The sequence below is a fragment of the Candidatus Pelagibacter sp. genome (genome assembly GCF_052049815.1).
Lineage (GTDB): Bacteria > Pseudomonadota > Alphaproteobacteria > Pelagibacterales > Pelagibacteraceae > Pelagibacter.
Map to the genome: position 1 here is coordinate 1 of NZ_JBNGZG010000022.1, position 17,741 is coordinate 17,741.

Genomic DNA, 17,741 nt, shown 5'->3' on the forward strand with positions numbered 1-17,741 from the left:
TAATTAAAAATTTATAATTAGTTCTCTGAGGATTTATCTACATTAAAACTTTCAAGAGATTTAGATATTGAGGTTTCTAAGTTTCGATCTTCATCTAATTTAAGTCTTTCCAGCTCTTTCTCTTTTAATTTTTGTTCTCTTCTAATTTCTTCTTGCTCTTTTAATTTTTGTTCTCTATCAAATTTTTCCTCCCACTCTTTAATTTTAATATATTCAAGTTTTTTCTTTTTCTCTTCTTCTTCCATTAATGCTTTTAATGCTTTTTCTTTTCTTCTTTTATCTTTTAATTCTTTTGTAAGTTGCTCCTCTTCTCTGACTTTAAGATCTATATCTCTTCTATTTTGTTCCTCATCTCTCAACTTAAGTTCTTTTTCTTTCAACCTTAAATCTTTATCAATAATTCCAAGATCCTCATCTTTCTTAATTAACCTTTTATTTTCAATTTTTTGCTGTTCCTCTTTTAATTTAAGATCTTTTTCTCTTAATTTTAGCTCATCCTCTTTTTGCCTTAGTTTGTTACTTTCTTTTTGAATTTTATCTTCCCAAATTCTTAATTCTTTTTTTTCTTTTAATATCTGATTATTTTCCTCAAGTTTTTTAAGTTTAATCTCTTTAATCTTTTTGATTTCTTGGTTTTTTTTGAAATTGGAAATAGCTTTACTTAAAGATGAAGTAGTTAAAGACGCAAACTTTGTTAAACCAGTCTCTGAATTTCTTTTAAACTTAGTTTTTGTTTTTATTATTTTTTTCTTTTTTTTTAATGCCATAAATTTTAAGATTTAATTTGAACAGACAAACTAAGATTTTTCAACTATATGTTTAGGGAAATATAAAAAAAAATGTTAATTTTGAGTACAACCAAAAATTGTTTTTTTAAATTATAATTATGGGAAAAGTTTTTAAATTAGGAGTAACTAAAGATAATAATAAAGAAATTGAGGAAGTGAAATCAATCGAAGTGTTAGCAAACAAAGGTGTCGTCGGTGATAGACATTTTGACGAATATAATGATCCATATAATCAATTAACATTAATTGAAGCTGAAAATATTGATTATTATAATACTAAATATGGCCTGAATATTTCTTATAAAGACTTTAGAAGAAATATAGTTACAAAAGGTATTCAATTAAATGATCTGATTGGTAAAAAATTAAAGATTGGTGAAGTTGAGGTTGAAGGTATTGATTTATGTAGACCATGCAGACATTTGACAGAAGTTCTTAATCAACCAAATGTGCTGAAAGAATTTTTAAGAAGAGGTGGATTAAGGTGTCAAATATTAAATTCTTTTAAAATTAACATTAATGATGAAATAAAAATATTAGACTAATTATTTATCTTTACTTGTTGTTTTATCTAAATTTATAAAGACATTCATTTGTCTTAATCTTCGTTCTAAACTAGCCCTAAACTCATCAAATGATCTAGTAGGTTCAGCAATTGGTTGAGTTTGAGGATTTAATTCCATACCCAATGGAGTAATCGACTCAGGCATTGGTGTAAATTGTGAGTCTGGGTTTTCTGTTGTTTCTCTTACTCTCATTCTATGAATTCCAAATGCTCCAATTAAACAATGAAAAATTGCTAAAAATATCCAAAAACCATTGAGTCCAATAATGTTCATAAATATTGAACATAGCAAAGGACCAGTCATTGCACCCATACCAAAAACAAATTGCAAACCAGCTCCGGCAACTACGAATTTTTCTTTTGGTATATAATCATTTGTATGTGCAAGTATTATTGCAAACATCGGCAAACTTACAAAAGAGAATAAGATTAGAAATAAATAAAACCAAGTTTTTGAAGTAGAAAGTCCATCTGGTAAGTACATTTGACCTGATGCAAATATTGTACAAATTGCAAATATACCTGCTGCAAAAGTTGAATAGACAATAACCCTTCTTCTATCAAAAATATCTGAAAGTTTTCCTATTGGCCATTGAGAGATAGCACCTGAAATTGCTAGTAAAAAAGTTGCAATTGAAATTTCCAATATAGTGAAATTCATTGAAGTTGCATAAACAGCTAGAAGAGAAAATAAAGCTGATTGTATAATGCCATATAATAAAGCACTCACCATTCCTAATGGAGAAGTATTATAGAGTTCTTTTAATTTCATTGGTAATATTCTTTTAAAACTAGGAGCTTTCCTTTTTGTCATTAAAATTGGAATAAGCGCAACTGACATTAATAATGAAATTAGTATGAAAGGTTCAAAATTTTCAGGAGCACTGAAATTAAGAAAAAACATTCCAAAACCCATCGAGCCATATAAAATGATCATATAAATTGAAAGAACACTTCCTCTATTTTTATTTGATGATCTGTCGTTCAGCCAACTCTCTGCAATTGTATAAATAGATGCCATACTTAATCCTGTTATCACTCTAAATAAAAACCAGGTTACTGGATTAATAACAATAGAATGAGCAAGGATTGCAACTGAAGCAAAAGAAGCAAAAGCTGCAAAAGATCTTATATGACCAACTCTTGATATGATTGTAGTTATATATTTTGCACCTAAAAAGTATCCTACAAAATAACCAGACATCATAAATCCAGTTGAAGTTAGACTAAAATCTTCTTGGACAGCTCTTACTCCAAGTAAAGAACCTTGAAAGCCATAAGCCAACATAATTAATGACATACCTAAGAACAATGCCCATGAATTTTGTAAAATTTTAAACATAAATCAGCAATTAATTGAGAATTATAATCTAATCAAGTCTTTTGTATGACAAACTAAGATTTTTTTAGTTTCAAAAAAGAGTGAATGGCTATGGTAATTATTATTACCAAACCACCTTGAATTGTCTCGATACTTGGTTGTTCTTTGATTATCATCCATACCCATAAAGGTCCAATTATTGTCTCAAGAAGAAAAAATAGATTTACCTCTTCTGCAGGAATAAATCTTGGAGCAATAGTTACTAAAACAAATGGAACAGCAACACACATTAAACACATTAAGGGAACTATAATAAGATCTTTTTCAGTTAACACATAACTTTCAACGAAAAATATTGCAAATATAGCTACAAACATTTTACCAACCACAGCTGCTGGTACTAAATTCTTCTTTTTAGCTGATCTTATTGTTACAGCTCCTACAGCTAAACCTAAAGCGGTAATTAATCCTAAAATATCACCAAAAATATTACCTAACTGAAGAGAGTCGTAGAAAATATAAACTGCTGCAAAAAAAGTTATTGCAATTGCTATCCAAGTTTTTTTATCAGGTGGTTCTTTTAAAAAAATAGCACCTAATATTGCAGATAACATGGGCGCCATTGCAATCATAACAAGCGTATTTGCAACATTAGTATTTTGAATAGATACAACAAAAGTTATGTTAGTGACTGAAAATGTAAGAATATAAATTATACCATGATAACCACTGTTAAATAACATTGAAAAAAAATTTAGTTTATAGATTAGCAACATCCCAATAAATACTGTTACAAAAGGAATCATTCCTCGATAAAAAACTAAGCTCCATGTATCTATACTAGCTAATCTTATAAATAATGAGTCTGGAGTAATAAACATAACAGCAACAAAAGCTAATAAGGAACCTTTTTGTTGATCTGTTAAATTTTTCATGCCTTTAAACCTTTCCAAAATACTTTTGCTAAATTAATATTGGATAAATCAAAAAACGTTTTTAAACCAGTTGGGGATGTAACATTAATATCTCCATTAAGTTTTTGATCTATAAAATCAATCCCAGAAAAATAGATATTTTCTTTTTTTAAATCCTTTGCAATCAAATTTGAAGTTTTAAGTTCTTTTTTTGTAAGGCCTATATTTATAGGCACAGCTCCTTTGCTCAAATTGCTTAAAAAAGAACCTTTTTTTGGAACTCTTGATATAGCACCTGCAACTTTACCATTAATAATAAAAACCCTTTTATCTCCATCTTTAATTTTTGATAGAAATTTTTGGCACATGATATGATCATGTTTTTTAATAAATTTTTTTATTATTTTTTGATCAAATTTATTTAAAAGCAATATGTCATTGCCACTAAAACTATGAATAGGTTTAATAATTACATTTTTGTTAATTTTAAAAAATTTTTTTATTTCATCTATATTTTGTGAAAAAATTGTATTAGGCATAAATTTTTTATATTTCGCTGAGTACAGTTTTTCAGAAACATTTCTAATTGAAGTAGGATCATTGATAATTCTAACTTTCTTTTTTATTTGGTCTAAAATGTAAGTCGTTGAAATATATTCAAGATTAAAAGGTGGATCTTGTCTAATTAAAATAAATTTACAAGTTTCTAGGTTTAGTTTTTGTTTTTTTATGATTTTAAAAAAATTTTTTGATTTGTAATTGAATTTAATAAAATATCCTTTTGCAATTATTTTTGAATTGATAATTGATAAGTCTCTTGGTTCATAATAAAAAATTTTATATTTATTCTGTATCTCGTTAGCTAAAAAAATACTTGTATCTGATTTAGGATTTAATTTTGAAGGGTGATTGCCTTGAATAGCAACAATTTTACTTGTCATATAGTGTTTCTAAATTTTCATTTGAAAATTTATTAATCATATGATGTGCGTTAGTCATTTTATTTTCAACTATTTGATTTAAATGATTTAAATATAAAGTTTCATTTTTATTATTTTTATTCAAAATATCTCTTTTTTCTAAACCTTTATTAGAAATATCTAATAATGTTTTTGCCCAGTATAAAAGATCTTTCCCCATTAATTGCGTATTAAAACCATTTTTTGGTGCCTCAAGATATGCATTAATTATTTTATCTTTATCCCAATTTGAAACCACATCATAAGCTTCATCTAAATTTCCGTAGAGAATACCAATATTGTAAGCTGGCCCAGAACACAAACAATCCCAACCACAAGCATCCATTGATCTCAATTCAATATATTTTTTTAATCTATTTTCTGTAAAAATTGTACTTAGGTGAGTTGTTAAATCTTTATCTGTAGGAAGACGATTATCAATTTCATTTATTTTTCCATTCATGAAGTCTTCAAAAGAATAATTTTTACCAGAAATATAGTTGTTTTGATTTTCAATAAATAAAATGGATGATTTGATAATAAAATCAGCGTACTTCTCAAAATCCATATCTTCAAAAAAAACAGGTGGCAAACCACCTCTAGAAGTATTTTGCCATACTTTTGATCTATATGACAAATATCCACTATTTTTTTTTTCTACTATTGATGAGTTTGCAAATAATGCAATTGAAATGGGAACCAGAGAATTTACAACTTTAAATTTTTTAATGAAATCCTTTTCAGAGTCATAATCAATATTTAACTGTGTTCCACAAGTTCGATACATCATATCTAAACTTAATTGACCACCCTCTGGCATATCTTTTGTCATTAACTCATAGCGTTGTTTTGGATTGTTGGGAATTTCATTTAGTTTAGAAATAGGGTCAAAACCTGCACTTACAATTTCTATATTTAATTTTTTCGCAACTTGTTTTAATTCAAATAAATAATCATGAGACTCAGCACAAGCTTCATGAATATTTATTAATTTCGCTCCAGAAAGTTCTATTTGATTACCAGGTTCTAAAGTAATGTTTCTCTCTTCTTTATTAAGACCAATTATATTTTCTTTTTCTTTAATAGGTTTCCAGCCAAATTCAGTTAAAGCCGAAAACATTTGCAAAATTTTTTTATAATCTATTCTTTTGTTTGATTTTAAATCAAATAAAAATTTTTCATGTTCAATTCCAATTCTGAAATCTTCAATTTTTTTAATACCTGAATTGAAATAAGCTAAAATTTTATCTTTAGAATCTATCATCTGAACAGATAAATAGTCAGTTATGAGCTTCTTTCAAGCTAAGAATTTTAAATAAAAAGGATAGTGTTTTAATTATTTGATGCAGTACTAAGAAGAGATAGTTGAGTAATTTTATTATCTCCCAAGTCATCGATGAGTTTAACTGGGTAATCCCCGGTAAAATAATGATCTGTTAATTGTGGATAATTTTCATTTCGGCTATCAAATCCAATTGCTTTGTACATTCCATCTACTGACAAAAATTTTAATGATTTTGCTCCTATATATTCACATATTTCATCACTATTTTTATTTGCTGAAAGTAATTCTTTTTTTGTTGGTGTATCAACTCCATAAAAATCTGGATGTTTAATTTCTGGGCAAGCTATTTTAACATGCACTTCTTTAGCACCCGCATCATAAAGCATCTTAACAATTTTGTGAGAGGTGGTACCTCTTACAAGAGAATCATCAATTAAAATAATTTTTTTATCTTTAATTGTAGTTTGATTAGCATTTAGTTTAAGTTTTACACCTAAGCTTCTAATTTGTTGTGTGGGCTCAATGAAAGTTCTTCCCACATAATGATTTCGAATTAACCCTAGTTCAAAATTAAGACCAAGATGTTGAGCAAATCCTAGTGCAGCAGCATTACCTGAGTCTGGGACAGGCACAACAATATCAGCTTCAATATTATTTTCTTTTGCAAGTTCAACACCAAGATTTTTTCTGTGCTCATAAGCGGTCTTACCATTAAGAATACTGTCTGGTCTTGAAAAATAAATGTATTCAAAAACACAAGGTCTAATTTTTTTTGGTGGAAAAGGCTTAATGCTTTGGATTTTATTGTCCTCAATTAAAACTATTTCACCATTTTCAACTTCTCTTATAAATTTTGCACCTATAATGTCTAATGCACAAGTTTCTGATGCTAAAACATAACTATTTTTTAATTTTCCAATTACTAAAGGTCTTATTCCATATGGATCTCTAACACCAACTAGTGATTTCTGTGTTAGCATAACTAAAGCATAACCTCCTTGAATTTGAAAAATAGCATCTACAATTTTATCTATTGTTTTTGTTCGCTTAGATCTTGCAATGAGTTGTACAATAGTTTCAGTATCTGAAGTTGTGTAAAAAATAGCTCCATCCTCAACTAATTTCCTTCTTAAGGTGATTGAATTTGTCAAATTTCCATTATGAGCAACACCAATTCCACCAGCATTAGTATCTGCGAAAAAAGGCTGAATATTTCTTAGAGTGTTACTTCCTGTTGTACTATATCTGTTATGCCCAATAGCGTAATTTCCTTTTAGTTTGCTTAAAACTTTTTCTTTATTGAAATTATCTCCAACTAATCCAAATCTTTTTTCAGAATAGTATTTTTCTCCATCAAAACTTACAATCCCACATCCTTCTTGACCTCTATGTTGGAGAGCATGTAATCCTAAAGCAGTGATTGCAGATGCATCTTTAATATTACTAACACCGAATACTCCACACTCCTCATTAAGTTTGGATTTAAAGTTCTTGAATTTTATCTTTTGCATCTTCGTATTCATCTTCATCTGGTATTTCTTCTAATAAAATACTGTATCCTTTTTGTATAAATGGAAATGTTATAGATTTTTCTGTATCAATTGGCCAGTGTTTATAATCAAAAAAACTGTTAATTGCGGAAAAAATAAAAATAAACATTATATAGGTTCTTACAATTCCAAAAAAAAATCCAAATATTTTATCTACTCTACCCAAAACAGAGAGCTTAACTGCTTTGCTAATGCCTTTATTAATTAGAATTATGATAAATAATAAAATAAAGAACGTAACAACACTAAACATTATATCTAAAGCATATTCATTTGAGCTTAAACCATCCATATACGGTCTTAGAATTGGAAATAAAAATAAAGTTCCAACATAAGATAAAATCCATTTACTTGCAGAAATTAAACTAGATACAAAACCATTAATGTAACATTGAATTACTGAAATGAACAATATTGTAAAATAAACCAAATCTAATGGAGATGATCCAATTAAAAACTCTTTAACACTATCTAACATTAAGAAATTGAAAATGGTTTAATTTTTAATATCAAAGAAGGTAGTAAAGTTAATACTGAAATCATGGCTAGCAACATAGCAATCCCAGTAAATACTCCAAAATATATTGTTGGTATAAATTTAGATAAAACTAAAATTGAAAATCCAAAAACAATAGTTATTGATGTATTTAAGATAGCAACACCAACTGTTGAGTGACAGGTTTTTAATGTTTCTTCATAATTTTGAATTTTAGCATATTCTTCTTTAAATCTATAAATGTAGTGAATACTATTATCCACTGCAATTCCAATTGTAATAGCTGCAATTGTTATTGTCATCATATCTAATGGTATCTCTAATAAACCAATTATGCCTAAAATGAAAAATGCAGCTATAAAATTTGGAACTACACCAATTAAAGATAATTTAATATTTCTAAATAAAATTAAAAACATTCCAAAAATACCTATCATTACCAATCCAAGAGTAAGAATTTGTGATTTAAATAAACTTTGAAGCAAGTTATTAAATAAAATTAATACACCAGCTAGTTTGAATTCACTTTTATCTAAACCAATCTTATTAACTAGATCATAATTGATTTTATTTATTAAATCATTTCTTCTTAAATCTTTTTGAGAGTCTATTATTCGCAAGTTAATTCTTGCTTCATTATCTTTAATTGAAATATATGGGTCTATGATTTCAGTTTTAATATTATTTGGAATTTTTGAATACAAAACTCCCATTTCTAATGTACCGAGTGGTTGATTATTATTTAACTGTGTAGCCACATCAATTATTGAAGAAAAAGATAAAACTTTACCAATCTCAGGTAGTCCATCTAAATAATTATGAACTGATTTTATTTTATCAATTTTATCTTTTGTAAACCAATATTTTTCATCACTAGCATCTTCTTCATCTCCCCAGTCCTCGAAATCCTCATCATCATCACTTGTTTCTTTAATTTCTTTTTTTGGAAACTTTATAATTACTTCTAATGGAGTAGTACCACCAAGCTCTTCATCAATAAGTTTCATACCTTTATAAATTTCTGTATCTTTATCAAAATAATTTATAAAACTATTTTCAACTTCTAATTTACTAATTCCTACAACACTTAAAATAATGACAAAAATTGTTACACCAAATATGGAGTTTTTATTATTTAAGGAAAGTTTTCCTAAAAATTTTGTAATGTTAGAATCTTTTTCCTCTTTTAATGAAATATTTTTATTTGGAACAAAACTTAAAAGAGTTGGCAAAAGAGTAAAAGTAATTAAAAATGAGGTGATTAAACCAAATGTCATCATCCATCCAAAATCTATAATTGGTTTAATTTCACTAAATATTAAAGAGAGAAAAGCACACACAGTTGTTAAAACTGTATAAAGTATAGGCCAAAACATTTTACCAGTTGTTAAAGACAAAATTTCGTAACTTGATTTTTCCTCAAACTCTTTCCTTAATTGAAGAAATCTTGTGCTCATATGTATATTCATTGCCATTGTCAGTATCAGCATCAATGCAATAAAATTTGAAGATATAACAGTTACCTTCCATCCTAAAAGTCCCAGTAGTCCCATCATAATTAATACTGAAAAGAAACAACTACTAATTGGGACGATTATCCAAATTATCTTTCTAAAAACAAACCAAAGTGTAGCTATAATAAATAGCAACACACCTATACCAAATACTATGATGTCACTTTTAATAAATGTCATCATATCATCGGCTATCATTGGTATGCCACCAAGATATATCTTACCTATATTTTCATAACTTTTAATTATATCTCTAATTTCAAGAATATTTTGATGATTTTGTTTTTTAATTTTGTCTTTATATTCTTCAATCTCTTCTTTTGATTTATTTTCAATATCTTCTAATTCTTTATTCTTCTTAATATTGACGATTATTCCACTTGTTTTGCCATCAATGCTTATTACAAAATTTCTAAAAACAGGACTTTCAAGTATTTCTTTAAATCCTCTTTCTCGATCAACCTTTTCATCTTTTAAAGTCTTAAATCCTTCTAGTCTTTCCTGCAAAGGTGCATCAGAATTATTTAATAGAGGGATATCTAAAAGCGTTATTACGCTATGAACCCAATTTAAGCTTTGAATTTTATATTTTAAGCTTAATAAATTATTTATTGAAGCATCTGAAACCATAGACTCATTTGGAGTATATGTAAGGACTAAAAATTCTTTAGAGCCATATCTGTCAGTAACTTCTCTTAAATATTCTAAATCAGGATCACCTTCTATCAAAAGTGTCTCTGAGGATGCATCAAGTCTAAAATCTTTAGAGTAATAGCCAAAACTAATTAGTACTAAAAATAATACTATAAATATAGATTTTGGATTTTTTAATATTGTATTTTGATAAAACTGAGCAAGCATTTATCTCATTTTATATTTTAATTTAGCTAATTTGAGTATCTTTAAATTTGGTATACATTGCCTCAAATTCAAGCATTATATTACCAGTTGGTCCATGTCTTTGTTTTCCAATAATAATTTCTGCAAGATTTGAAACCTCATTCATTTTAGCTTGCCATTCAGCATGTTCAACAGTTGCAGGTCTTGGTTCCTTTCTCTCTAAATAATAAGCTTCTCTATAAACAAACATCACAACATCCGCATCTTGCTCAATTGAACCAGATTCCCTTAAATCAGCAAGTTGAGGTTTTTTATCATCTCTTTGTTCAACAGCTCTAGACAATTGAGACAGCGCAACAACAGGAACAGAAAGTTCTTTTGCTATTGCTTTGAGCCCTTGAGTTATTTCTGAAATTTCTTGTACTCTTCCATCTTTGTTATTTATTGATCCTCTCATTAATTGAATATAATCAACCACGATCATATCTAAGCCAAAAAGTCTTTTTATTCTCCTTGCTCTATTGCTCATTGCTGCAATACTAATGGCGGGCGTTTCATCAATATAGAAAGGTAGCTCTGCAATATTTTTTGAAGTTTCAATAAACTTATCAAATTGTTCTTCAGATATTCTTCCTCTTCTAATATCATTTGATTTTATTCGAGATTGTTCAGCTAAAATTCTAGTAGAAAGTTGCTCTGATGACATCTCTAAAGAAAAAAAAGCGATGGATGATTTTTTTCCACTTTCTTGTAATTTTTGAGCAGCATTAAAGGCAATATTTGTCGCTAACGCTGTTTTTCCCATTGAGGGTCTTCCCGCAATTATAATCAAGTCTGATTGATGTAAGCCACCTAGTCTATCATCTAAATCTCTCAATCCAGTAGGAACTCCAACTATTCCTTCATCATTTTTATAAGCAGCTGAAGCCATCTCTATTGTCTGTCTCATGGCTTCATCAAATTTAACCATTGAGCTACTGAATGAACCTTTTTCAGCTAAATCAAACAAAAGTCTCTCAGAATTTTCAATAATATTTTGGCCACTTGTATTTAAATCTTTTAGTTTTGCATTATCAATTGTTTGTTCTGAAATTTTAATTAACTCTCTTCTTACAAACATATCATAAATTATTTTTGAATACTCAATTGCTTGTCTTGATGAAGTAGAAAATTTTGTTACCTTGATAAGATATTCAGGTATATTAATTTCATCTTTTTCATCTTCAAAGTAATTCTTTAAAGTTATAGGATTTGCCAACATTCCTTTATAAATTAAATTCTCAATAGCTGAAAATATTTTTTGATGCATTGGATCAAAAAAATTTATACTCGAAATTATTGTATTTATTTCATCAAAAGTTTCATTACTAACTAAAATTGATCCTATAACAGATTGTTCTGCTTCTATATTATTTGGCAGTTCCTTAAAGTTATCTTTTACTAAACTTAAATTTCTTTCCATCAAATAATAGTATAATTTTTTAGAGTAAAAAAATTATTAAAATTTAGCTGGGGAAAAAATTGTATAAACTATTGTATTGTCTCTGCTGACTGGACGTTTACAAAAATTAAAGCTTCAACTTCTGAATGTAAAAAAATTTTAACTTTAAATTTACCTATACTTTTAATATCTTCAGTTGGTTGAATCATTGATGGTTTTATATCTATATTATTTTCATCATTTATTAGTTTTGATATTTCAGTTGGTTTTACTGATCCATACAATTCTTTATTTTCTGTGCTAAGTTTTTTTACACTGAATTCTTTGTTATTTATCTTTTCAAAAATAGACGTAGCTTCCTTTTTTCTCTCGTTATCTTTTTTTGACAGTTCAGTTTTAATTTTGGCTACCTGAGAAATATTTTCTTTTGAAGCATATAGAGCTTTTTTATTTGCAATTAGAAAATTTCTTGCAAATCCTCTTTTCACATCAATAACATCTCCAATGTTTCCAATTCTTTTTATATTTTCTAATAAAATAACTTTCATTTTATAATAATGCTAAACTTCTAGCTCTTTTGATTGACAATGATAATTCTCTTTGTTTTTTTTGACTAACGTTTGTTATTCTTGAAGGTAAAATTTTCCCATTTTCGGAAATATATTTTTTTAATAGTTTAACATTTTTATAATCAATTTTTGGAGCACCTTTCACTGACAAAGGACATGTTTTTTTAAATTTGTATTTATTCGGTTGAAAAATACTTAGTTTAGCAAAATTACTCTGTTTATTTTTTTTATTCCCATTTTGTCTTTTTGGCATAACTAACTTTTAATTCCCTTTTTTTCTTGTTCTTCTTTATTGTTGAAATAGTTTGTTTCTAGATCAAATTTCTTTACTCTTATAGTTAAATATCTTAGCAGTTTTTTATCTAAAGCTTCATTTTTTTCTAATTCAGAAATCATATCTCCGTTCCCTTTGATTTTGAAATGGATGTAACTACCTTTTTTATTTTTTTTTATTAGATGTGTTAAATTAATTATTCCCCAATTTTCTGTTTTAACAATTTCCCCATTATTTTTTTCAACTATTTTTGAGTATTTTTCAGTTAACTGTTTAATTTCTGAGGGTGATGTATCTTGTCTTGCGATTATTGTATGTTCGTATAAATTCATATTATTTCTTTAATAAAACGTGTGGATATACTATTATAATACTTGTTTTACAACAGATAATTAACCATAAAACTAAGAATTTTTATATGTTTTCAGTAGTTTTTCCAGGCCAAGGATCTCAAGCCATAGGTATGGGCAAAGAGTTTTTTGACAAGTATAATTTAGTTCAAAATTACTTTAAAGAGGCAGATGAAGCTCTAAACTTTAATATTTCAAAACTAATTTTAGAGGGACCCAAAGATAATTTAGATATGACAATAAATACTCAACCTGCAATTTTTTTGACAAGTTATGCAATTTTTAATGTGATCAAAATTGAACATAATATTGATCTTACCAAAGCTAACTTTTTTGCTGGACATTCATTAGGAGAATATTCAGCATTAGCTTGTGCTGGTTATTTAGATTTTGTTGAAACTTTAAAAGTTTTAAAGTTGAGAGGTGAATATATGCAAAATGCTGTGCCTAAAGGGGCAGGAGGCATGCTAGCAGTATTAGGGATTTCAACTGAAAATTTAGAAAAAATAATAAATGAAAATCAAGATAAATTTCGTGCTCAAATAGCCAATGATAATTCCGAGGGTCAGATAGTTGTGAGTGGTAAACTTGAAGATATAAACAAAATGACAGCAATTTTAAAAATAAACAAAATAAAAAATATTCAATTGCCAGTCAGTGCTCCATTCCACTGTTCTTTAATGAAAAAAGCCACAGAAAATATGATTGGGCCTTTAAATAATCTAAATTTTAAAGACGCTAAAATAAACATTGTTTCAAACGTAACAGCATCTGCAGTTAATGATATTATTCAAATTAAAGAGTTATTAATTAAACAAATTGAAAATAGAGTTAGATGGAGAGAAAGTGTTCAAAAAATGATAAATGAGGGAGTAAATAATTTTATTGAGATTGGACCGGGTAAAGTTTTAGCAGGATTAATAAAAAGAATTAACAAAGATATAAACACTTTATCAATTAACTCTGAGGATGATATTAAAAATTTGAAAATATGAATTTAAATTTAAAAAATTTGAATACAATTATAACAGGAGCATCAGGTGGAATTGGTAATTCAATTGTAGAAAAATTGCATCAAAGTGGAGCAAATATCTTAGCAACAGGGACTAGAGAAGAAAGGCTATCAGAATTAAAAGAAAAATTTCAAAATATTAAAACATTGAAATTTGATATTTCAAATCATGATAAGATTGAGGAATTTATAGAAAATGCAACAAATGAGCTAGGTGGCAGACTAGACTGTATAGTTAACAATGCAGGTATTACAAAAGATAATCTTACTATACGGATGAGTAAAGATGAATGGTCAAAAGTAATAGATATAAATCTTACCTCTACTTTTTTAATGAGTAAGTTTTCAATCAAAAAGATGTTAAAAAATAAATCTGGAAAAATAATTAATATAACCTCAGTTGTAGGTCATACAGGTAATATAGGCCAAGCAAACTATACAGCTTCCAAAGCCGGTATAGTAGCAATGTCAAAAAGTCTTGCAATCGAGTATGCAAAAAAAAATATTAATGTGAATTGTATTTCTCCAGGGTTTATTAGTACAGCTATGACTGACAAAATTGATGATAAATTTAAAGATTTAATAATTTCTAAAATACCAGCTAATAGGTTAGGAAAACCAGAGGATGTAGCAAATGCAGTAGTTTTTCTTGCTTCTTCAACTTCAGACTACATTAATGGAGAGACAATCCATGTTAATGGAGGAATGTATTTAGGTTGACAAACAAACTTTTTCTACTATTAACGATTTATAATAACAAAGGATAAAAATGTCAGAAGATATATCAAGTAAAGTAAAAAAAATTGTTGCAGATCATTTAGGTATAGATGAAGCTAAAGTAACTGAAGAATCAAGTTTTATTGATGACTTAGGTGCTGATAGTTTGGACACTGTTGAATTAGTGATGGCTTTCGAAGAAGAATTTGGATCAGAGATATCTGATAGTCAAGCCGAAAAAATTCTGACAGTCGGTGATGCAATAAAATTTATTGAAGGCAAAAGCAATTAAAAACTTTTGATGCATACCAGAAAAGATGGTATCATGGTAATACTATCATCTCCATCTGGAGTTGGTAAAACTACATTAGTTAAGCTTTTATCTGAAAGAAAAAAATTCTATATTTCTATTTCACATACCACAAGAAAACCAAGACCAGCAGAAAAAAACAATAAAGATTATTTTTTCGTAGATGAAAAAGAATTTCAAAGATTAATTAATAATGATGAATTTTTAGAATATGCAAAAGTATTTAATAATCTTTATGGTACCACAAGATCACCTGTAATAAATAGATTAGAGAATGGAAAAAATGTCATTTTTGATATTGATTGGCAAGGTGCAGATCAAATAAAAAACAAAAGGTTAAATTATAAACTTATTACTTTTTATTTATTACCACCTAGTAAAAAAATTTTATTTGAAAGACTTTCTAATAGAGACATGAAAGATAAATTGATTGTTTCTCAAAGAATGAAAGAATTTAACAGAGATGTTCTTCATTGGATTAATTATGATTATGTAATTATCAATGATACAATTGAGGAATGCTATAATAAGATAGATAAGCTAATCGATGCTGAAATTATTGATGGTCCAAAAGAATATGATAAAAATTATATTAGAGACCATGTGAGTAAATTAATTTCTTAATTCTTCAAATTTTTGAATAATCTTATAATAGTTATCTAAAGATATGTTTTGTGGTCTTAAGTTTAGATCAATATCAAGATCTTTTGCCAACTCAATATAGTCACAAAACAATTGTTTCATTGGATTTTTAATCATTTTGCGTCTTTGATTAAAAAAAGTTTTTGTAACAATCTCAATATTTCGGTTTTTTTTAAATTTAATATAATTTTTCTTTAAAGTGAAATGTAAAACAGAACTATTTATTTTTGGTTCGGGATAAAAACAACTAGGACTAACATCAAATAATTTCTTTATATCAAGTCTCCATTTACTAATTATGGTAAGCCTTCCAAATTTTGATGTATTTTCATTTGCAATAATCCTATCGGCAACTTCTTTTTGAAACATCAAAAATAAATCTGAAAACCATGGTTCTAATTTTAAATTTATGATCCAATTAACTAATATCTCAGTAGAAATATTATAAGGTAAATTTCCAAAAACTATAAATTTATTATTCTTATATTCATTAGGATTAAATTTTAATACATCATCATTAATGATCTTTATTTGTTGACCGAATTTTTCAGATAACAATGAACATAAATCTCTATCTTTTTCGATTACAGTAATTTTTTTTGGTTTTTTTTTCAAAATAGAGGCTGTAAGATTTCCTGTACCAGGACCAATTTCTAGAAGATTTTTATTTTCCAGATCTATAAATGAAGTAATCTTTTCAATTATATTTTTATCTATTAAAAAATTTTGTCCAAGACTTTTTTTTGGTTTTATTTGCACTTATTATCTATAAATTTTATTGCTTCAATCAAACTTTTTGGATTAGATAAATTCTTTCCAATCATTTTATTATTAGTCCCATGATCAGGTGAAATTCTAATGAATGGTAGCCCCAAAGTAATATTTATTGCTTTGAAGTCATTTAAAGCTTTAGCAGGAGTTAAAACTTGATCATGATACATACCAATTACAACATCATAATTTTTGATATTATTTTTCATAAAAAGACTATCAGCAGCAAAGGGACCAAAAATATTTTTTGATTTTTTTTTTAAAAATTTGATGGCTGGTATAATTATATTTTCCTCTTCACTTTTATTAAAATTACTTTCACAATGAGGGTTTAGACCAGTGATAGCAATTTTAGGATCTATATTTATATATTCTTTATAAAATTTTCTTATTAATTTTACATTATTTTCTATTTTAGATTTATTAATCATTTTTGAAACTTTATTTAAAGCTAAATGAGTTGTGATAGGACTTACTGAAAATTTTTTACTATAAATTAGCATTACAACTTCATCAGAATTATTTTTATCTTTTAAGTATTCAGTTATTCCAGGATATTTATTTTTTAAAAAAGTTTTTTTTGATATTGGACCATTTATTAATCCAGAGGCTTTATTTTGTTTAAGAATTTCAATAGCAATTTTAAAACTTTCAGAAATATATTGATTTGATAATTTAGAAATTTTATCAAATGTTTTTTTAAAATTAAAATTTACATCTAAAATGTTAATTAAGTTTTTTTTCTTTAAAATGATATTTTTAAAGTTTTTATCTATCGAATTAAACTTAAAATTATAGCCTAATTTGCTCATTTGTTTTGATAATAATCTTCTTGAACCAATTAAAATTATTGGTTTTTTTGATTTATATTTTTTTAAAGTTTTAAAAAAAATCTCTGAAAATATACTATACGGTTCTCCGGCTACAATTAATATTGGTTTATAGTTCATCAATTATAATTTGATCTTTTATTTTGTTAAACAAAATTTGTGAAAAAGTGTTCAGTTGGCTATTAATTTCAAAAGAAATCATTTTTTCCAACTCAATTTCCATGTCTAGTTCTTTTTCAAGAATTCTTCTATCTTCTATTTTTAAAATTAAACCTCCTGATGGAATCATAATTGGTTTAGATATCTCCCCTAAATTTAGATTTGAAATTTTTTTTAAAATTTCATCAGACAAAACACTTTCGTTTACCCATCCAAGTTTTCCAGAATTTTTTTTTGAGTCTGAAATACTAAATAAAGCAACTGATTTTTCAAAACCAATTTCATTTATTTTATATATTATAGTTTCATATTTTGATTGAAGGTCTTCTTGATTTTTTGTTTCATAGACTATTTCAGAAACATTTATTTGTTTTTGTTTTTCTTTGTTGTTTAATATTTTTTGCTTTAATTTTTCTTCATTAATAACAACTTTT

20 protein-coding genes are annotated in these 17,741 nt (G+C 26.8%); 5 read left to right on the forward strand and 15 right to left on the reverse strand.

The window, feature by feature from the left end; all coding sequences use genetic code 11:
* Window positions 1–17: 17 nt before the first annotated feature.
* Window positions 18–767: a hypothetical protein gene (locus ACTT9D_RS04980; RefSeq protein WP_440930701.1), complete on the reverse strand. Its 750-nt coding sequence runs from the start codon at window positions 765–767 to the stop codon at window positions 18–20.
* A gap of 119 nt (window positions 768–886) precedes the next feature.
* On the opposite strand from ACTT9D_RS04980, the gene ACTT9D_RS04985 reads away from it, so the two are divergent.
* Window positions 887–1,333 (forward strand): MOSC domain-containing protein, encoded by a 447-nt coding sequence (locus ACTT9D_RS04985; protein WP_440930702.1) that lies wholly within the window; start codon window positions 887–889, stop codon window positions 1,331–1,333.
* Here ACTT9D_RS04985 and ACTT9D_RS04990 read toward each other — a convergent pair whose 3' ends face one another.
* From ACTT9D_RS04990 to rpsF, 11 genes are all read right to left on the reverse strand, one after another.
* Window positions 1,334–2,695 (reverse strand): MFS transporter, encoded by a 1,362-nt coding sequence (locus ACTT9D_RS04990; protein ID WP_440930703.1) that lies wholly within the window; start codon window positions 2,693–2,695, stop codon window positions 1,334–1,336.
* A 53-nt stretch (window positions 2,696–2,748) separates the two neighbouring features.
* Window positions 2,749–3,609, reverse strand: coding sequence for a DMT family transporter (locus ACTT9D_RS04995; RefSeq protein WP_440930704.1), 861 nt, complete (start codon window positions 3,607–3,609; stop codon window positions 2,749–2,751).
* Complete coding sequence (locus ACTT9D_RS05000; RefSeq protein ID WP_440930705.1) at window positions 3,606–4,529, reverse strand: glutathione synthase; 924 nt, start codon at window positions 4,527–4,529, stop codon at window positions 3,606–3,608. The genes ACTT9D_RS04995 and ACTT9D_RS05000 overlap by 4 nt, the downstream gene beginning before the upstream one ends.
* The gene (locus ACTT9D_RS05005; protein WP_440930706.1) at window positions 4,519–5,811 is read right to left on the reverse strand and encodes a glutamate--cysteine ligase; all 1,293 of its coding nucleotides are present in this window, start codon (window positions 5,809–5,811) and stop codon (window positions 4,519–4,521) included. Before ACTT9D_RS05005 ends, ACTT9D_RS05000 begins: the two co-directional genes overlap by 11 nt.
* 68 nt (window positions 5,812–5,879) lie before the next feature.
* The gene (gene purF, locus ACTT9D_RS05010; protein ID WP_440930707.1) at window positions 5,880–7,343 is read right to left on the reverse strand and encodes an amidophosphoribosyltransferase; all 1,464 of its coding nucleotides are present in this window, start codon (window positions 7,341–7,343) and stop codon (window positions 5,880–5,882) included.
* Window positions 7,315–7,860: a CvpA family protein gene (locus ACTT9D_RS05015; protein WP_440930708.1), complete on the reverse strand. Its 546-nt coding sequence runs from the start codon at window positions 7,858–7,860 to the stop codon at window positions 7,315–7,317. Before ACTT9D_RS05015 ends, purF begins: the two co-directional genes overlap by 29 nt.
* On the reverse strand, window positions 7,860–10,253 hold the full coding sequence (locus ACTT9D_RS05020) for an efflux RND transporter permease subunit (RefSeq protein WP_440930709.1): 2,394 nt from the start codon (window positions 10,251–10,253) through the stop codon (window positions 7,860–7,862). Before ACTT9D_RS05020 ends, ACTT9D_RS05015 begins: the two co-directional genes overlap by 1 nt.
* 22 nt (window positions 10,254–10,275) lie before the next feature.
* Window positions 10,276–11,694, reverse strand: a complete 1,419-nt coding sequence (locus tag ACTT9D_RS05025) for a replicative DNA helicase (RefSeq protein ID WP_440930710.1) — start codon at window positions 11,692–11,694, stop codon at window positions 10,276–10,278.
* Between the two features lie 68 nt (window positions 11,695–11,762).
* Complete coding sequence (gene rplI, locus ACTT9D_RS05030) at window positions 11,763–12,221, reverse strand: 50S ribosomal protein L9 (RefSeq protein ID WP_440930711.1); 459 nt, start codon at window positions 12,219–12,221, stop codon at window positions 11,763–11,765.
* 1 nt (window position 12,222) lies between these two features.
* Window positions 12,223–12,495 carry a 30S ribosomal protein S18 gene (gene rpsR, locus ACTT9D_RS05035; protein ID WP_440930712.1) on the reverse strand — a complete coding sequence of 91 codons (273 nt, stop codon included), beginning with the start codon at window positions 12,493–12,495 and terminating at the stop codon, window positions 12,223–12,225.
* Between the two features lie 2 nt (window positions 12,496–12,497).
* Window positions 12,498–12,848: a 30S ribosomal protein S6 gene (rpsF, locus tag ACTT9D_RS05040; RefSeq protein WP_440930713.1), complete on the reverse strand. Its 351-nt coding sequence runs from the start codon at window positions 12,846–12,848 to the stop codon at window positions 12,498–12,500.
* An 86-nt stretch (window positions 12,849–12,934) separates the two neighbouring features.
* On the opposite strand from rpsF, the gene fabD reads away from it, so the two are divergent.
* From fabD to gmk, 4 genes are read left to right on the forward strand one after another with little or no spacing between them, the layout of a single operon-like run.
* The gene (fabD, locus tag ACTT9D_RS05045) at window positions 12,935–13,861 is read left to right on the forward strand and encodes an ACP S-malonyltransferase (protein WP_440930714.1); all 927 of its coding nucleotides are present in this window, start codon (window positions 12,935–12,937) and stop codon (window positions 13,859–13,861) included.
* The gene (fabG, locus tag ACTT9D_RS05050; RefSeq protein ID WP_440930715.1) at window positions 13,858–14,598 is read left to right on the forward strand and encodes a 3-oxoacyl-[acyl-carrier-protein] reductase; all 741 of its coding nucleotides are present in this window, start codon (window positions 13,858–13,860) and stop codon (window positions 14,596–14,598) included. The genes fabD and fabG overlap by 4 nt, the downstream gene beginning before the upstream one ends.
* Window positions 14,599–14,647: 49 nt before the next feature.
* The gene (locus ACTT9D_RS05055; protein ID WP_440930716.1) at window positions 14,648–14,887 is read left to right on the forward strand and encodes an acyl carrier protein; all 240 of its coding nucleotides are present in this window, start codon (window positions 14,648–14,650) and stop codon (window positions 14,885–14,887) included.
* Window positions 14,888–14,896: 9 nt separating this feature from the next.
* Window positions 14,897–15,529, forward strand: coding sequence for a guanylate kinase (gene gmk / locus ACTT9D_RS05060; protein ID WP_440930717.1), 633 nt, complete (start codon window positions 14,897–14,899; stop codon window positions 15,527–15,529).
* Here the strand turns inward: gmk and rsmA are convergent.
* The 3 genes from rsmA to ACTT9D_RS05075 all read right to left on the reverse strand — a co-directional run.
* Window positions 15,518–16,306: a 16S rRNA (adenine(1518)-N(6)/adenine(1519)-N(6))-dimethyltransferase RsmA gene (rsmA, locus tag ACTT9D_RS05065; protein WP_440930718.1), complete on the reverse strand. Its 789-nt coding sequence runs from the start codon at window positions 16,304–16,306 to the stop codon at window positions 15,518–15,520. The two genes, gmk and rsmA, sit on opposite strands and share 12 nt — an antisense overlap.
* Entirely contained in the window at window positions 16,297–17,268 is a 972-nt protein-coding gene (locus tag ACTT9D_RS05070) for a 4-hydroxythreonine-4-phosphate dehydrogenase PdxA (protein ID WP_440930719.1), read from the reverse strand. The genes rsmA and ACTT9D_RS05070 overlap by 10 nt, the downstream gene beginning before the upstream one ends.
* A partial coding sequence (locus tag ACTT9D_RS05075; RefSeq protein ID WP_440930720.1) for a peptidylprolyl isomerase occupies window positions 17,258–17,741 on the reverse strand: 484 nt, incomplete at its 5' end. The genes ACTT9D_RS05070 and ACTT9D_RS05075, both read right to left, overlap by 11 nt.

Bases quoted from the DNA above. Each gene is read 5' to 3' on its own strand.
- ACTT9D_RS05025 (WP_440930710.1), bottom strand. From the start codon at position 11,694: ATGGAAAGAAATTTAAGTTTAGTAAAAGATAACTTTAAGGAACTGCCA.
- ACTT9D_RS04980 (WP_440930701.1), bottom strand. From the start codon at position 767: ATGGCATTAAAAAAAAAGAAAAAAATAATAAAAACAAAAACTAAGTTT.
- ACTT9D_RS05020 (WP_440930709.1), bottom strand. From the start codon at position 10,253: ATGCTTGCTCAGTTTTATCAAAATACAATATTAAAAAATCCAAAATCT.
- fabD (WP_440930714.1), top strand. From the start codon at position 12,935: ATGTTTTCAGTAGTTTTTCCAGGCCAAGGATCTCAAGCCATAGGTATG.
- ACTT9D_RS05070 (WP_440930719.1), bottom strand. From the start codon at position 17,268: ATGAACTATAAACCAATATTAATTGTAGCCGGAGAACCGTATAGTATA.
- ACTT9D_RS04990 (WP_440930703.1), bottom strand. From the start codon at position 2,695: ATGTTTAAAATTTTACAAAATTCATGGGCATTGTTCTTAGGTATGTCA.
- rpsR (WP_440930712.1), bottom strand. From the start codon at position 12,495: ATGCCAAAAAGACAAAATGGGAATAAAAAAAATAAACAGAGTAATTTT.
- ACTT9D_RS04995 (WP_440930704.1), bottom strand. From the start codon at position 3,609: ATGAAAAATTTAACAGATCAACAAAAAGGTTCCTTATTAGCTTTTGTT.
- ACTT9D_RS05015 (WP_440930708.1), bottom strand. From the start codon at position 7,860: ATGTTAGATAGTGTTAAAGAGTTTTTAATTGGATCATCTCCATTAGAT.
- purF (WP_440930707.1), bottom strand. From the start codon at position 7,343: ATGCAAAAGATAAAATTCAAGAACTTTAAATCCAAACTTAATGAGGAG.
- ACTT9D_RS05000 (WP_440930705.1), bottom strand. From the start codon at position 4,529: ATGACAAGTAAAATTGTTGCTATTCAAGGCAATCACCCTTCAAAATTA.
- rpsF (WP_440930713.1), bottom strand. From the start codon at position 12,848: ATGAATTTATACGAACATACAATAATCGCAAGACAAGATACATCACCC.
- ACTT9D_RS05055 (WP_440930716.1), top strand. From the start codon at position 14,648: ATGTCAGAAGATATATCAAGTAAAGTAAAAAAAATTGTTGCAGATCAT.
- fabG (WP_440930715.1), top strand. From the start codon at position 13,858: ATGAATTTAAATTTAAAAAATTTGAATACAATTATAACAGGAGCATCA.
- rplI (WP_440930711.1), bottom strand. From the start codon at position 12,221: ATGAAAGTTATTTTATTAGAAAATATAAAAAGAATTGGAAACATTGGA.
- ACTT9D_RS05005 (WP_440930706.1), bottom strand. From the start codon at position 5,811: ATGATAGATTCTAAAGATAAAATTTTAGCTTATTTCAATTCAGGTATT.
- ACTT9D_RS04985 (WP_440930702.1), top strand. From the start codon at position 887: ATGGGAAAAGTTTTTAAATTAGGAGTAACTAAAGATAATAATAAAGAA.
- gmk (WP_440930717.1), top strand. From the start codon at position 14,897: ATGCATACCAGAAAAGATGGTATCATGGTAATACTATCATCTCCATCT.